Genomic DNA, 15,365 nt, shown 5'->3' on the forward strand with positions numbered 1-15,365 from the left:
CTCCAGGATGACGTCGGATGTTGTGCTCACGTTTGATCCTCTGGGGAGGTCTCCGTCGTCTTTGTGGCTCTGGCCTCCGCCTGAGCCTCTGCGGCAGCTTCCAGTTCTTCGGCTGTCGGCCGGGGCAGGTCGCCCTTCACCGCGGGCGGCAGCTTCATCAACATGCGTGTGATCGTGATCAGCTCGTCGCGCATCTCAGCGCGGGGTGTCACGCGATCCAGCATGCCATGCTCCAAAAGGTACTCGGCGCGCTGGAAGCCTTCGGGCAATTTCTCGCGGATCGTTTGTTCGATAACCCGCGCGCCCGCAAAGCCAATGAGCGCATTGGGCTCGGCAATCTGTACATCGCCCAGCATCGCATAAGAGGCCGTGACGCCACCGGTCGTGGGGTGCGTCAGCACAACGATGTAGGGCAGCCCTGCCTCCTTGAGCATCTGCACGGCGACAGTTGTCCGGGGCATTTGCATCAGGCTCAAAATGCCTTCCTGCATGCGCGCGCCGCCTGCGGCAGAAAACAGGATGAACGGGCAGCCCCGATCAATCGCGCGGCCTGCGCCCGCGATGATTGCGTTGCCAACATACATGCCCATGGAGCCACCCATGAAGCTGAAGTCCTGCGCGGCGCAGACAACAGGCGCGCGGCCCAGGTCGCCCTCGGCCACGAGCATGGCCTCTTCTTCGCCGGTGTTTTTCTGGGCTGTTTTCATCCGGTCCGGATATTTCTTCTGATCCCGAAACTGGAGAGGATCGTGCACAGGGGCCGGAACATCGACTTCGCGGAACACACCACCGTCAAACAATGTGATGAAGCGATCACGCGGCGAGATGCCCATATGGTGGCCGCAGCTGGTGCACACATTCAGGCTGTCTTTCAATTCGCGGTGAAAGAGCATCGTGCCGCAATCGGTGCATTTGCTCCACAGGTTTTCGGGCGTCTCGCGACGCGAAAAGATGGAGTTGATGCGCGGGCGCACATAGTTGCTGATCCAGTTCATCGGGGCCTCCGGTGCAAAGCTGATTTGAGATAAGCCGCGCGCGCGGGGATTGCAATCAGCGGGAGACGCGCAGCGCGCCCATTAGCGCTTGTTTCACTGCGGGCGCAGAGCTATGCCGATAAACAAAGTTAAAACTCCGGGAGGACGCCTTCGTGCTCAAGCGCAAGTTCGACAAATCCAAATTGCCCAGCCGTCATGTCACCGAAGGACCCGAGCGCGCGCCGCATCGGTCCTACTACTACGCCATGGGCATGACCGAGGATGAAATCCACCAGCCTCTCGTTGGCGTGGCCACTTGCTGGAACGAGGCGGCACCCTGCAACATCGCGCTAAACCGTCAGGCGCAAGCAGTGAAGATGGGGGTGAAGCAAGCCTTCGGCACGCCGCGCGAGTTTACCACCATTACCGTGACCGACGGGATCGCCATGGGCCATGAAGGCATGCGCTCCTCGCTGGCCTCCCGTGAGGCGATTGCCGACACGGTTGAGTTGACGATGCGCGGCCATTGCTATGACGCCATCGTGGGGCTTGCGGGTTGTGACAAATCCCTGCCCGGCATGATGATGGCGATGGTGCGGCTCAATGTGCCGTCGGTCTTTATCTATGGCGGCTCGATCCTTCCGGGCAAAGCGCCTCAGGTTGAGGAAATCCCCGAGGAATTCCGCACGCGTGATCTGACCGTGCAGGACATGTTCGAAGCGGTCGGCAAGCACCAGAACAACGAGCTCAGCGATGCCGCGCTCGATATGCTTGAGCGGGTGGCCTGTCCCTCCGCCGGGGCCTGCGGCGGTCAGTTCACAGCCAACACAATGGCCTGTGTCTCGGAGGCGATTGGCCTTGCGCTGTTCAACTCGTCCGGCGCGCCTGCTCCTTACGAGAGCCGCGATCAATATGGCGAAGCTTCCGGCCAAGCGGTCATGGATCTCATCGAGCAGAACATCCGCGCGCGCGACATCGTCACGCGGCAATCGCTTGAGAACGCAGCCCGCGTTGTGGCCTGCACCGGCGGGTCGACCAATGCCGGTCTGCACCTGCCTGCGATTGCGCACGAGGCCGGCATCGAGTTCTACCTTGAAGACGTCTGCGAGATTTTCCGCGACACGCCGTATTTCGTCGATCTCAAGCCCGGCGGGCAATACGTGGCGAAAGACCTCTATGACGCGGGTGGTCTGCCCGTTGTCATGAAAGAGCTGCGCAAGGCGGGGCTGATCCATGAGGATTGCGTGACGGCCTCGACCCGCTCCATCGGCGAAGAGCTCGACATGATCGCGCGTGAAGCGGATGGTCAGGTCATTTACCCCATTGAGAACCCGATCACGAAAACCGGTGGTGTTGTGGGCCTCAAAGGCAATCTCGCGACCGAGGGCGCTATCGTGAAGGTCGCGGGCATCCCCTCGCAGCATCAGCGTTTCGTGGGCCCGGCCCGAGTTTTCGAATGTGAGCAAGACGCGTTCGAGGCCGTGCAGAAGCGCGAGTACAAAGAGGGCGAAGTCATCGTCATCCGCAACGAGGGCCCCGCAGGCGGCCCCGGCATGCGCGAGATGCTGGCCACCACGGCCGCTCTCTCAGGGCAGGGCATGGGCAAAAAGGTTGCGCTGATTACAGACGGGCGCTTCTCCGGCGCTACGCGCGGCTTCTGTGTGGGCCACGTGGGTCCCGAGGCCTATCATTGCGGCCCGATTGCGCTGCTCAAAGATGGCGATGTGATCACGATTGACGCGATCACGGGCGAGCTTTCTGTGGACCTCTCCGATGAGGATCTGGCCGCGCGCAAGGAGGCCTGGCCCGGCCCGCGCGAGACGATCTATGCCTCCGGCGCGCTGTGGAAATATGCGCAGCTCGTGGGAGATATCTACAAAGGCGCGGTGACCCATCCCGGCGGCAAAGCGGATAAACATGACTACATGTCGCTTTAAGTTGCGTGCGGGCCTCGCGGCCTGCGTATTTGTCTTGGCCGGTTGCTCGGATCAGGCGCCGCTTGCGTTTCTGGCACCGGTCGGGGCGGCACCGCCCGCGTCGGCCAAGGCCTTGTCCGAAGCCAAGCTCAGCGCAGGTGCTGTGACGTTGCGCGGGCCCGAAGGCTGGTGCATCGAGCCGCGTTCCTTGCGCAACTCCGCACGAGACAGCTTTGCGCTCTTGGCGGGCTGTCATGAGTTGACGGGAGGGCGCGTGGGCCAACCCATGCCTCGCGGGTATATCAGCGTGTCCATCGGTGCGGCGCAGATCTCGCCAGCCGCTGCCGATGCGCTCTTGGCGGATATCACATCCGCCGAAAGCCCGACGAGTTCGAGCCTGCAAGACGGTATCGCACTTGCGCAACTGCCCCATGATGGCTCGGAAGACGCAGCCCCTGTCTGGCGCGCCGTTAGCGCCTTGGGTCAGCGTCCGAGCCTCGTCACGGTTTACGCGCTGGAAGACAGTCTGTTGAGCGGGGATACCGGGCGGCGCCTTGCGACAGAGATCAGCGAGAGCCTGCGGTCGAGTTTTGTTGTTGAGGAGGTTGTGGCCAATGTGGCGCAGGCGCCAAGCGACGCAGAGGCCACAGAGGCATCAGCGGAACCCACCACAACCAACGCGGGACTTGACGTGACCGGTTTCTTGGGGCGTTTGTTAAATCGAAACGCTTCTGAGTAAAACTCCCGCAGGGATGGCACTTGGACGTTGTGCAGACGAGACGCTTTGGACGGGTAGAAGACAGCCATGTCAGAACAGCCATCAGGTCTGTTGAATGGGTTAAGCAATCGCTTGTCGCTCCGGCGCTGGGCGCGGGCGGCGCGGCATGCCCGCAGTATGGATCTGGCCAGTTTGCGCGAACAGCGCAGCTGGGCGCGCCGTTTCCGCCACCACCTCGATCAATTCATACATATCGCAGATGATCGGTTGCATATCCCCCTTGAAGGCTCCAGCGCGATGCAAGCGCCCCACAATGCGGATTGGACATGGCGGCCTGAGCTTTGGCGCGGGCGTTTGGATCGCCCGGGCCGTGCAGCCGTCCCGTCCAAAACAATGCTGGGCTCGGAAATCACCCTGTTTCATGATTGTGAGATTTCCGAACTGACGCTCCGCCAGATGCGCAATACACGTGAGGCGGATCTCGCGCCCTATGGTTTGCGCATGGATGTGTTTCGGTTTGACGGCTCATACCTGTCGCTTGTGGTGGATCTTCCGGCTTCGGCTGTGCAGGGGTTGCAAAAGCGCCATCTGGTCCGCGTGGCCACGGTGGTTGAGACGGAAAAGCCCCTTGAAATCTTCGCGCGCCTCAATGTCAAAAACGGCCCCAATACCGAGCAAATCGTGAGGGAGCTGCCTGTGACGTCCGGCGAAGTCGCGGTCGAATTCGACTTGGCCTACACCAAGCTGAACGAGAAGCGCGTCGAGAAACTCTGGCTGGATCTCATTTTCGAAGGGCCGGAAATGAATCAGGTGCATCTGCGCGATCTGACGATGTCTCGCCGTCCGCGGGCGGATCTGTGAGGGAGAGATGATGAGCGCTCTGGATTGGACAACAACACGCTTGATCGACGGTGTCTGGGAAGGCGTGATCGCGGGCATGTCACAGCCACCGACACTTGAGGCGCAGCATCTGGGAAAACCGCTTTCCGATGCGGTCGATGTGCAACCGCATGGCGAGGGGGCATGGGTGGTCCGTGTGACGCTGCCTTCTGACGTGTTGTCCGATGGCGCGCACACGGTCTTGCTGCAGAATGTTGAAGGAGGTGAAACGCTTGATGCGATCCATGTGATTGCGGGCGCGCCTCTGGACCATGAGCTGCGCGCAGAAGTGCAATTGCTGCGCGAAGAGCTCGATATGCTCAAACGCGCCTTTCGCCGCCATTGTATCGAGACAAGCTAAGGTGTGAGCGTATGAATGATACGCCACATCTGCGCGAAGATTGCTTTCGCCTGCCTGACCCATCGGAGCTCTTTCCCGAGACGCGGTCGCCCCATCCGCCGCGGATTTTACTGCTCTACGGCTCCCTGCGTTCCACATCCTATTCGCGCCTCTTGTGCGAAGAGGCTGCGCGGATATTAGCCAGACTTGGCTGTGAAACGCGGCTGTTTGATCCGTCAGGCCTGCCTTTGCCAGATGATGAACGGGCCAATCTCGCCTTGGAGAACCATCCCAAAGTCGCTGAACTTCGCGATTTGGTGATGTGGTCCGAGGGTATGGTCTGGTGCTCGCCGGAGCGCCATGGCGCGATGACGGGTATCATGAAGGCGCAAATCGACTGGATCCCTCTCGCTCCCATCGGCGGCGTGCGGCCCACGCAGGGCAAAACGCTTGCGGTCATGCAGGTCTGCGGCGGATCGCAATCGTTCAACACGGTTAATCAATTGCGCATTCTGGGCCGCTGGATGCGACTCTTGACGATCCCGAACCAGTCCTCGGTCCCAAAGGCTTTTCTCGAATTTGACAGCACGCGCATGAAGGATAGCCCGTATTACATGCGCGTTGTGGATGTGATGGAAGAGCTGGCCAAGTTCACCTTGCTGACACGGGACATCAAGGACCATCTTGTCGATCGTTATTCCGAACGTGCCGAAAGCCGTGAGGCCTTGTCCAAGCGCGTGAATAGAAAGTGACGTCCGCGTCAGGCAAATGACGTGGCGTTTGGGGCTGACAAGCCGGGCGCTTAAGGGAATTGTGGCCTTGTCCAAGGAGGCCCGCCATGACCGATTACCCCCACTTGCTCGCCCCGCTTGATCTGGGTTTCACGTCTTTGAAGAACCGGGTGCTGATGGGCTCCATGCACACGGGCCTCGAAGAGACCAAGGATTGGAACCGTGTGGCGGAGTTCTATGCAGAACGCGCCCGCGGCGGTGTCGGCCTGATGGTGACCGGAGGCATGGCGCCCAACCGAGAGGGTGGGGTCTTTCCCGGCGCTGCGGGTTTGTTCACGGATGAGGACATTGACAACCACCGTATTGTGACGGATCGGGTCCATGCGGCGGATGGCAAAATCGCGATGCAGATCCTGCATGCGGGCCGCTATGCCTATAGCCCTGAGTGCGTTGGGCCATCTGCGATCAAGTCCCCGATTTCACCCTTCCCGCCCAGAGAGCTCGATGAAGCCGATATCGAGAAGCAGATTGCGGATATTGCGACGGCCGCGGCGCGCGCCAAAGCTGCAGGCTATGACGGCGTAGAAGTGATGGGATCCGAAGGGTATTTCCTGAACCAGTTTCTCGTCACGCATACAAACAAGCGCGAAGATCGCTGGGGCGGGTCTTATGAAAACCGCATGCGCTTGCCCATTGAAGTTGTCAAACGCGTGCGGGCATCGGTCGGGCCGGAATTCATCGTGATCTATCGGCTCTCCATGATCGACCTGATCCCCGGCGGGTCGACCCATGATGAAGTGGTGCAACTTGCCCGCGAGATCGAGGCTGCGGGTGCAACGTTGATCAATACCGGGATCGGCTGGCATGAAGCGCGCATTCCAACGATCGCAACATCCGTGCCGCGGCGCGCGTTTGCCTGGGTTACGCAGAAGCTGATGGGGAAGGTGTCAATTCCTGTCATTACGTCCAACCGGATCAACACACCCGACGTCGCTGAGGCGGTTTTGGCGGAAGGCTGCGCGGATATGGTCTCGATGGCGCGGCCCTTTCTGGCGGATGCCTATTTTGTCGAGAAAGCGAAGTCAGGTCGTTCTCGGGAGATTGCCCCTTGCATCGCGTGTAACCAAGCGTGTCTTGATCACACGTTTTCAGGCAAAATCAGCTCCTGCCTCGTCAATCCGCGTGCGTGTTTTGAGACCGAAATAGACATTCAGCCCGCAGTTTTGCCCAAACGCGTCGCGGTTGTTGGCGCGGGGCCAGCCGGTTTGGCGACGGCAATTACCGCGGCCGAGCGCGGTCATGATGTGACGCTTTTCGACAAGGCCGATGAGATTGGTGGGCAGTTGAACCTGGCCAAACAGGTGCCGGGCAAAGAGGAGTTCTTTGGGCTTGTCGATTGGTTCGACACAATGGTGAAAACGCACAAGGTTAACCTCCGGCTGGGCGAAACGGTGTGTGCTGCAGATCTGGAAGGGTTTGACGAAGTCATTGTGGCGACTGGAGTGACACCGCGCGATCCCGGGATTGAGGGGCAGAACAGTCCAAAGGTTCTGGGTTATGTTGATGTTTTGCGCGGTGCGCCGGTGGGGGACCGCGTGGCGATCGTCGGGGCTGGTGGCATCGGGTTTGATGTAGCGGAATTTCTTGTCCATGCGGGCGAAAGCCCAACGGAAAACCTGCCTGAATGGATGAAAGAATGGGGCGTGAGCGATCCGGACACCCACCGGGGCGGCCTTGCGCCAGATGGCCCCAAGCCTGGAGCGCCCGCGCGGGACGTGACGCTGCTTCAGCGCAAGGCAGAAAAACCTGGCAAACGTCTTGGTAAAACAACCGGCTGGATTCACCGCGCTGCTCTTGCCATGAAAGGCGTCAAGATGCTCAGCGGGGTCAACTACGAGCGCATCACGAGCGAGGGGCTCATAGTCTCGAAAGGGGAGGAGCGCTTGGATCCTCAGCTTATCGAGGCAGATACAATCGTTCTGTGTGCGGGCCAACTCAGCGAGCGCTCACTCGCAGACGCTCTGGCGTCAAAGGGTGTGCAGGCCCATGTCATCGGTGGGGCTGACGTTGCCGCGGAATTGGATGCCAAGCGCGCGATTGATCAGGGGGTCCGTCTGGCGGCGGCTCTTTAAGCTGCGCTGACCTCAGCACTCTCGATGCGGTAGTGGGGGATTTTCAAGACGACGAGGAGCCCTTCTTCATCGGACTTGAGATCAATTTCCCCGCCATGCAGTTCAATGATCCTGCGTGTCAGTGGCAGGCCGAGGCCGATCCCATCTGCATCGCGGGTCCGGATCTCCTGGCCAACTGTAAAGGCTTCCCAGATGTCATCTGCTTTGTCACTGGCAATGCCCGGGCCGTTGTCGAAGATGACAAGCTCTGCTGAACCATCCTCCATTTTGCGTAGTGTGACCTCGGTCTGAGCACCGCCATGGGCGATGCAATTGTCGACCAGACAAGAGAGCGCGAGATCCATTTTGACTGCGTCACCTTGCATCAGGACGTCATCCGGCAGGCTGTGCAATTTGATTTTCTTGCCTCGCAAAGCGGCCAGTTTCTGGAACAAGGCCAGCGATGACTTCAGTGTTCTACCCAGATCGAGTTGGGATTCCTCAAGAACGATCTCGCCTGTTGAGAGTTCAGTGAAGGCCAGATTGTTTTCGACAATTCGATGCAGATGTTCAGAGCTTTGTACGATCGCATCTCGTATTTCGCGCGTTTCGTCATCCCGGTCGTCGAGGATTTGTGCCATGCCATGGATGCCGTTCAGAGGGGTGCGCAGCTCATGTCCGATGAGCGCGAGAAATTCAGCTTTCGCGTCTTCTGCAATTTTTTCCATGCGCGAGATATGTTCTGCATCCTGCACCGTGGCTGTCTCGTAAAAACGGGCCACCATGGCTGCAAGGGTCTCAATCTGTGCGATGGTGTCAGCATGAGGCGTATCGTGCGGGACAAAGTCGATACCGCAGACCGAACCTACGCAAAATCCATTGGACAGGATGACCGGCGCGCTCACAGAAAAACGCAATCCGAAATCGGCGACCGATGGATGACGCGCACTGCGCTCATCTCGGAGCGTGTCCGGGAACACGGTCGTCTTTTTGCGTGCAATGGTGAAGGAGCAGATTGAATGCGTGCGGGGCGTCCCTTCCAGATCGATACCTTCGATTGCCAGAAAGTCCTGATTGTCCTGCGTGATCTGGGCCACGAAGGCGACCGGGACATTCAGAATAGACTTAACGAGACCCGTTACATGCGTGAGAAATCCGTCGTTTCGAAAACGCGCTAAATCCATTTCCGTCGTCGTCAGGTGTCTGGCGGTTTCGTTGCTCGGCACGGGATACGGGCGCATCACTCTCCCCTCTCAAAGGAATGCATAAACAAGGATATGCGGACGAAGTCCCAAAATTCCCTTAACGTCATCCGCTGTTTCCGGACGCAAAACGATCTAGACAAAACCCAGATATTGTCTGTCTCCTGCCCCTGTTTTGTCGCAATCCAGGATCAAAACGATCTAGAACAGTGACGACTTGAGGGAAACAGATGGACCGTTTGACCGAAATGGAGGCCTTCGCCACGGTTGTGGATCAAGGGGGCTTTACGGATGCCGCCAAGAAGATGGGCATTTCCAAATCCGCTGTGTCCAAGCATGTCTCGTCGCTGGAAGCACGCTTAGGCGCACGATTGCTCAACCGCACGACGCGGCGTGTTTCACCGACTGAGATCGGCCTGGCATATTATGATCGCGCGCGGCGCGTGCTGAATGACGCGGGAGAGGCGGATGCGCTCGTTACGTCCATGCAATCCGCGCCGTCAGGGCTTTTGAGGATTTCTGTTGCGACGGATTTCGGCGTGAACCACATGTCTCCCATTCTGGGCGAATTCCTCGCAGAATTCCCGGACATCACGGTTAACATGGTCCTCAACAATCGCTATGTCGAGCTGATTTCAGAAGGGTTCGACATGGCCGTGCGTATTGGGGAGCTCGAAGACAGCTCTCTACGTGCGCGGAAATTGACAGAGACGACAAAGCGCATGATTGCGGCCCCGGCCTATTTTGAGAAATACGGTCGCCCTCAGAAGATCGATGATCTCAACGAACATAAGCTGTTGCATTATTCGAACCAATCCAGCGGGAACGTCTGGCGTGTGACGTCACCATCCGGTGAGAAGCGGCAGGTGCGCACAGCGGGTTGGTTAAGCGTGAATGACGGGCAATCCCTATTGAACGCGGCAATTGCCGGGCTCGGCATCGCGTATTTGCCGTCCTTTTTGTATGCCGATGCGATGGATCAGGGCTTGATTGAGGATGCTATTCCGGATTTGCCGATGGAAACGCAAGGCATCTATGCGGTGTATCCTCCGGGACGGTTTACGCAGCCTAAGGTACGCGCCTTCATCGACTTTCTCGTGCATGAATTTGCGGATAAAGGCCCGACGGACTGGGGCTGAGGCGCGTCAAAACGCAAGTTTGAAGCGCACTGTTCTCGGGGCGCTTTTTTGCCCTGCGTTCAGGCCTTTTGCAGCATGCGCCCCAGCGGGCGTCCACCCAGGATATGGACATGCAGGTGCGGGACCTCCTGAACGGCGTCTTCGCCGGCGTTGGAGATTGCGCGAAAGCCGTTGCCCCCCTCGCCGGGTTGTACGCCCATTTTGCGGCAGACTTCGCCAATTGCGCGTGTGAAATCGACGATCTCTGCATCACTCGCTTCCAGGGCGAAGTGATCATAGCAAACATACTTGCCCTTTGGGATCACCAGAACATGCACGGGCGCCTGGGCATAAATATCCTCAAACGCCAGCGAATGCTCGGTTTCCAGAACAGTTTTGTTGGGGATGTCTCCGCGCAGAATTTTGGCAAAGATGTTTTCGTCGTCATAGGCGTAGGGCATGTGTGATCTCAATCTGCAAAGAGGTGGTGCGTCTGGGCAAGCTCATGCGCGGTCTCAGGTGGGACGCTCAAAAACTGCGAAATGGCTTGCGCATTTTCGTCCGGCAAAGCGGTTTCGCGAATGCGCGTATGATAGGGGAGGTTGGCGTCTCGGATGCGATCACTTTCAAAGAGCATGTCATTGCGGATCGTCGGCAACAAGCGCTGCAAAGTCTGTGCAGATGTCGCTTCGCCAGCAAGGCCCACGCGCTTGGCATGTCCAATCAGGTAATCCTCGCTGAACTTGCATTCGACCTCGAGCAGTTTGGTCACCGACCTGTCACCATAAAAATCCTGGATCAAATCCAGATTGGCGGGGTCCATGCAAATCACGAGTTTGTCGGTCTCGTAATACTCGAACAGCATGCGCATCAAGGCCCGCCTGTGCCTGTGGCGTTTGCTCATGGTTGACTGGATTCCGCCCAGATCGGGAAGCTCGCAGCTTTCCTCGTTAAACAGGTATTCGATTGCCGGCACGTTGGTGAGCTGGCGCATACGGGCCAACAGCCGCTTGGCCACGTGCCACTTTTTGCACACGATGATCAACATCTCGCGGTCGCGGCCCAGAGAGCCTTCGTTTTCCCAAAAGCGCGGCGCAAAGCGCCGACCTTCACGACCCCGCCCCGTCAGGAATGTGAACAGCGAGCGGCCTTCGTTGGAAATCTGGAAATCCGTGCCTTCGGACGCGTAGAGAACACCCAACCGTCGCTTCAGCTCTGTCGCCTCCGGGCTTATTTTGCGGGCGAAGAGAAAATCCTGCGCGAGCAGGAGCTCGTAATGGTCGTTGTAAAAGTTCACGGGCATGCCGTAGTCCGTGAACATCAGGAAAGTCAGCGTGCGATTTTCGATTTCCTGCTCGGGAACCAGATGACGCACAAGAGTCTGAAAGAAGGTCTCGTCGGGAATCCATGTGGTGCGGAAGAAGCGCAGGACGTCCGGGCGATCCTTGCAGAATTGCAGGATCCATTCGATGGTCCGCCGCCGCAGACACCACCACTGGCTGCCAATCTGGACCTGCAAATCCTCTGGAATTGGCCGCTCCAACCCGAGCCGCTTTTGCAAGTTCATGGCAGCGTAGAAGAGGGTCTTGTTTTGGCGTTCATTGAAGTAGTGTCTGTAAATCAGACGCTCTTTCTGAATGCCTGTCTTGATCCAGCCGCTTTCGAAAAAGTCGAAGCTTTCGATGAAATCCACGTCACGATTATCGAGGAATTCATGGGTGTATTCCGCTGATTTTATGGCCATGCAATCGCCTGAGAGCATGTAGAAATGCGTGGCATCAGGGAAAGCGGCCACAGCGGCTTTCACGGCATTGAGCGAGGCTTCCACGAGCGACCATTCCCCCCAGCCGCACTTCAGTCGTTTCTTGGCGAAGGTGACGTGGTCATTGTCTTTGAGAGCGTCCGTGATCCTGCGAAAATCTGTGCTGTCAGAGCGGGCGTCGAAATGAATCGACATGTAATCGCCAGCCGCCGTCAGCCGCTGCGCCTGCTTGATAATGGCGTCGGGGTCTTTATGACACAGAAGAATAAAGGCGATTTTTGCCATTCAGGACACAACTTGCTCAGCTTTGCCTCGATTGTTTACCTTGATAAAGGTGAACGCGCCTTGAATAAACAGACTTTCTTAGGAATTTCCTTTCAGGATATAGTCACAAAAAAGCTTTTTGAGCAGGCATCGGAGGCAATGGAATATGGGCTTTCCCGGCACATGGATGACGGAGAGCGAAAGCGTGGTCTATCGCGTGGTGCCAAAGTGTGCCTGCTCGACCATTGGCCAGATCCTGTATTATTCAGATCACGGTACGTTTTTTGACGGGGATATTCACGATGCGACCTCTGGTTTGCACAAGTGGGCACGCGAAGAGAGCCAGCCGATCATCAAGGCCAATGTCAAAACCCATGGTGCCTATGCCTTCACATGCGTGCGCAATCCCTACACGCGGATCCTGAGCTCTTTTTTCGACAAGATTTGTGGCATTCAGCGCAATGGGCGGCGGTATCGCGGCAATCTTGTCCCGATGTTGATCCAGAAATACGGCATTGAGGTTGGCGGCGAGGATGGCAAACAGGAGTTTGATCAGATCCGGGCCTTCCGCCGGTTCTTGTTGTTTGCGCGCGATACGATCCGTTGGCGCAGGCCCATGGAGCCTGACATTCACTGGTCTGCCACATCCGGTCATGTCAGCACGTTCATTGTGAACGGCGGGCGCTACGATCAGATTTTCTGGACGGAAACCTTCAACGAAGGCATGCAGCAGGTTCTCGATAATATCGATGTCTCGCATGAAGTCGATCTCGCAGGCATCCCGCGCTTCAATGAAAGCGAAGGACATGGACCCAAGCGGGCGCATCCCGTGGAAGACTATTTCGACGATCTGTCGATGCATCTGATCTATGAGATCTACAAACGGGATTTCGACCTTTTCAAATACGATTTCGAGAACCCGGCCAACAAATTCCCGATTGGAGAGATCGATCTGGACGAGGTGCACGCAAAGCTCGGCGAGTAGCAGGGCCTTGCCCCCAAGGCTGGCATTTGCCAAGTGGTCCTATGGATGAATATTGCCCGCCTCAAACCCCGCTGGATGTTTTGCATGAAGATCACGAGCTGCTCGTGGTCAACAAGCCCAGCGGTTTGCTGTCAGTGCCGGGGAAAGGCGCGCATCTGGCTGATTGCCTGATCACGCGCGTGCAGCGTGCCTTTCCGACGGCTTTGCTGGTGCATCGGCTGGATCGGGATACGTCTGGCGTAATGGTGTTTGGACTGACACCACATGCGCAGCGCCACCTCGGACTGCAATTCGAAAAGCGGCAGATGAAGAAAGCCTATGTGGCGCGTCTTTGGGGGACATTGTCCGAACGAACGGGCCTCGTCGATCTGCCGTTGATCGTGGACTGGCCCAATCGCCCGCTGCAGAAGGTCTGCCCTGAGACAGGCAAGGCCGCACAAACCGAATGGAAAGTGCTGCGGTATGAGGAGGGCACGACGCGTGTGCGGTTTTTCCCCAAGACGGGCCGATCACACCAGTTGCGTGTACATGCGCTGGCCCTGGGCCATCCCATCCTCGGGGACCCTTTCTATGCCACCGGCGCTGCTTTGGCCTTTCCCCGGCTGATGTTGCATGCAGAAGAGCTGCGGCTGCGTCATCCTGATGGCGGGCAGGGGCAAAGGTTTTATTGCAAAGCGCCGTTTTGAACGCCGACCGGCGCTTTGCTCCAAGACTTGTCGCTAGAACGATATGCCAGCTTCTTCCAAAACCATTTTGAGATCGCCCTCGGCGCGAGGGCCGACATGCCGGATGACTTCACCGGCGACAGCGCAGCCCATGCGTCCGCAGGTTTCCATGTCGCGGTCCCGGGCGAGTCCGAACAAAAACCCTGCGGCGAAACCATCTCCCGCGCCTGTCGCATCTACGGGTACGATCTTCTGCACACCGACATCTGTGCGCGCGCCATGCGCCAGGATCGAGACACCGTCCCCTGACCGGGTGCAGGCAACAAGCGAGCAGATTGCAGCCGTTTTGGCCAGACCTTCTTCAAGATCATCGGTTTGCCAGAGTGATTTGATCTCGTCTTCGTTTCCAATGACGTAATCGAGCTCGTCTTTGATCAAAGTGAGAAAATCGTCTCGGTGCCGCTCGACGCAGAAGGGATCGGAAATGGCAATACCGGCCTTGCCGCCAGCCGCACGGCAGGCGCGCGCCATGGCCTTGAAAGCCTCTTTGCCTTTGTCTTTGTCGAAGAGGTAGCCCTCGAGAAAAACGATGCTGGCATCAGCGGCGACGGTAACGTCAACATCGTCAGGCCCAAGCTCGGCGGAGACGCCGAGGTAGGTGTTCATGGAGCGCTCCCCATCGGGCGAGACGAAGATCATCGACCGGGATGTTGGCAAATCGCCGGAAACGGGGGGGTTGGGGAAAGCCGTCCCGTCGGCGGCAAGAGCGTCGGCATAAAAATGCCCCAGCGCGTCATCGGCGACGCGGCCCACAAAGGCCGTCTTCAAGCCAAGGTTGCCTGCGCCTGCGATTGTGTTGGCAACGGAGCCGCCCGCCGCTTGCGTGCGATCAGCCATTGAGCCAAACAGCAGCTCCGCCCGCTCGCGTTCGACGAGTTGCATAATGCCTTTTGTGATGCCCATGTGACCCAGGAAACTATCGTCAGCATGCGTGATTACATCGACAACGGCATTGCCGATGCCCACGACGTCATAGGTTTTCAAAGTGTTTTCTCCTCAAAGCGACACAGGTCGCGGATAATACAGGTCGTGCAGGCGGGCTTTCGCGCCTTGCAGTGATAGCGCCCGTGCAGGATCATCCAGTGATGGGCGTGTTGCTGAAAATCGACCGGTATGTGGTCTTCAATGGCGCGCTCAACCGCGTCGACGTCCTTGCCCGGAGCAATGCCCGTGCGATTGCCCACACGAAAGATATGAGTGTCCACCGCCTGCGCGGGATGGCTCCACCACATGTTGAGAACAACGTTGGCCGTCTTGCGTCCGACGCCCGGGAGACCATAAAGCGCTGCGCGTGAATTCGGGACCTCTCCGCCATAATCCTCAACGAGGATGCGGGAGAGTTTGATGACGTTCTTGGCCTTGTTGCGATAAAGCCCGATTGTCTTGATGTACTCGATGAGCTTCTCTTCGCCCAAATCGAGCATCTTCTGGGGCGTGTCGGCAACTTTGAAAAGATCCTTCGTTGCCCTGTTCACACCTGCATCTGTGGCTTGCGCCGAAAGCGCAACCGCGACCACGAGGGTATAGGCGTTGACGTGATCAAGCTCCCCCTTTGGCTCCGCGTCGTGGGCTTGGAAGCGCGTGAAAATCTCACGGATGGTATGGTAGTCGAGCTGTTTTGCCATAGACGCCTTATTGCC

Annotated in this window: 15 protein-coding genes; 9 read left to right on the top strand and 6 right to left on the bottom strand. The window is 58.0% G+C overall.

Features of this window, described 5'->3' with window-relative positions; all coding sequences use genetic code 11:
* Nucleotides 1-26 precede the first annotated feature (26 nt).
* Nucleotides 27-995, bottom strand: a complete 969-nt coding sequence (gene accD / locus ACP15S_RS14655) for an acetyl-CoA carboxylase, carboxyltransferase subunit beta (RefSeq protein WP_425040381.1) — start codon at nucleotides 993-995, stop codon at nucleotides 27-29.
* A gap of 152 nt (nucleotides 996-1,147) precedes the next feature.
* Between accD and ilvD the strand changes: the two genes are divergently transcribed.
* The 6 genes from ilvD (at nucleotide 1,148) to ACP15S_RS14685 (ending at nucleotide 7,690) form a co-directional block, all read left to right on the top strand.
* On the top strand, nucleotides 1,148-2,911 hold the full coding sequence (gene ilvD, locus ACP15S_RS14660) for a dihydroxy-acid dehydratase (RefSeq protein WP_425040382.1): 1,764 nt from the start codon (nucleotides 1,148-1,150) through the stop codon (nucleotides 2,909-2,911).
* Nucleotides 2,892-3,629 carry a hypothetical protein gene (locus ACP15S_RS14665; RefSeq protein ID WP_425040383.1) on the top strand — a complete coding sequence of 246 codons (738 nt, stop codon included), beginning with the start codon at nucleotides 2,892-2,894 and terminating at the stop codon, nucleotides 3,627-3,629. The genes ilvD and ACP15S_RS14665 overlap by 20 nt, the downstream gene beginning before the upstream one ends.
* Nucleotides 3,630-3,695: 66 nt before the next feature.
* Nucleotides 3,696-4,469, top strand: coding sequence for a DUF6478 family protein (locus tag ACP15S_RS14670; RefSeq protein ID WP_425040384.1), 774 nt, complete (start codon nucleotides 3,696-3,698; stop codon nucleotides 4,467-4,469).
* A 10-nt stretch (nucleotides 4,470-4,479) separates the two neighbouring features.
* Nucleotides 4,480-4,848, top strand: coding sequence for a hypothetical protein (locus ACP15S_RS14675; protein WP_425040385.1), 369 nt, complete (start codon nucleotides 4,480-4,482; stop codon nucleotides 4,846-4,848).
* 11 nt (nucleotides 4,849-4,859) lie between these two features.
* Nucleotides 4,860-5,579 carry an arsenical resistance protein ArsH gene (gene arsH / locus ACP15S_RS14680; RefSeq protein ID WP_425040386.1) on the top strand — a complete coding sequence of 240 codons (720 nt, stop codon included), beginning with the start codon at nucleotides 4,860-4,862 and terminating at the stop codon, nucleotides 5,577-5,579.
* 86 nt (nucleotides 5,580-5,665) lie between these two features.
* Nucleotides 5,666-7,690 carry an FAD-dependent oxidoreductase gene (locus tag ACP15S_RS14685; RefSeq protein ID WP_425040387.1) on the top strand — a complete coding sequence of 675 codons (2,025 nt, stop codon included), beginning with the start codon at nucleotides 5,666-5,668 and terminating at the stop codon, nucleotides 7,688-7,690.
* On the opposite strand, the gene ACP15S_RS14690 is transcribed toward ACP15S_RS14685, so the two are convergent.
* Nucleotides 7,687-8,910 carry a sensor histidine kinase gene (locus tag ACP15S_RS14690; RefSeq protein ID WP_425040388.1) on the bottom strand — a complete coding sequence of 408 codons (1,224 nt, stop codon included), beginning with the start codon at nucleotides 8,908-8,910 and terminating at the stop codon, nucleotides 7,687-7,689. The two genes, ACP15S_RS14685 and ACP15S_RS14690, sit on opposite strands and share 4 nt — an antisense overlap.
* 191 nt (nucleotides 8,911-9,101) lie before the next feature.
* Between ACP15S_RS14690 and ACP15S_RS14695 the strand changes: the two genes are divergently transcribed.
* Nucleotides 9,102-10,010, top strand: a complete 909-nt coding sequence (locus tag ACP15S_RS14695) for a LysR family transcriptional regulator (protein WP_425040389.1) — start codon at nucleotides 9,102-9,104, stop codon at nucleotides 10,008-10,010.
* Between the two features lie 59 nt (nucleotides 10,011-10,069).
* Here ACP15S_RS14695 and ACP15S_RS14700 read toward each other — a convergent pair whose 3' ends face one another.
* Both ACP15S_RS14700 and ACP15S_RS14705 read right to left on the bottom strand, forming a co-directional pair.
* Nucleotides 10,070-10,450 (bottom strand): HIT domain-containing protein, encoded by a 381-nt coding sequence (locus ACP15S_RS14700; RefSeq protein ID WP_425040390.1) that lies wholly within the window; start codon nucleotides 10,448-10,450, stop codon nucleotides 10,070-10,072.
* An 8-nt stretch (nucleotides 10,451-10,458) separates the two neighbouring features.
* The gene (locus ACP15S_RS14705) at nucleotides 10,459-12,036 is read right to left on the bottom strand and encodes a DUF5928 domain-containing protein (protein WP_425040391.1); all 1,578 of its coding nucleotides are present in this window, start codon (nucleotides 12,034-12,036) and stop codon (nucleotides 10,459-10,461) included.
* A 145-nt stretch (nucleotides 12,037-12,181) separates the two neighbouring features.
* On the opposite strand from ACP15S_RS14705, the gene ACP15S_RS14710 reads away from it, so the two are divergent.
* Both ACP15S_RS14710 and ACP15S_RS14715 read left to right on the top strand, forming a co-directional pair.
* Entirely contained in the window at nucleotides 12,182-13,000 is an 819-nt protein-coding gene (locus ACP15S_RS14710) for a sulfotransferase family protein (RefSeq protein WP_425040392.1), read from the top strand.
* A gap of 41 nt (nucleotides 13,001-13,041) precedes the next feature.
* Nucleotides 13,042-13,686, top strand: a complete 645-nt coding sequence (locus ACP15S_RS14715; RefSeq protein WP_425040393.1) for a pseudouridine synthase — start codon at nucleotides 13,042-13,044, stop codon at nucleotides 13,684-13,686.
* 33 nt (nucleotides 13,687-13,719) lie between these two features.
* Here ACP15S_RS14715 and ACP15S_RS14720 read toward each other — a convergent pair whose 3' ends face one another.
* Both ACP15S_RS14720 and nth read right to left on the bottom strand, forming a co-directional pair.
* Nucleotides 13,720-14,709, bottom strand: a complete 990-nt coding sequence (locus ACP15S_RS14720; protein ID WP_425040394.1) for an adenosine kinase — start codon at nucleotides 14,707-14,709, stop codon at nucleotides 13,720-13,722.
* The gene (gene nth, locus ACP15S_RS14725; RefSeq protein WP_425040395.1) at nucleotides 14,706-15,350 is read right to left on the bottom strand and encodes an endonuclease III; all 645 of its coding nucleotides are present in this window, start codon (nucleotides 15,348-15,350) and stop codon (nucleotides 14,706-14,708) included. Before nth ends, ACP15S_RS14720 begins: the two co-directional genes overlap by 4 nt.
* Between the last annotated feature and the right edge of the window lie 15 nt (nucleotides 15,351-15,365).

The organism is Primorskyibacter sp. S187A, assembly GCF_049800955.1.
In the GTDB taxonomy this organism is placed as follows: Bacteria; Pseudomonadota; Alphaproteobacteria; order Rhodobacterales; family Rhodobacteraceae; genus JAKVBH01.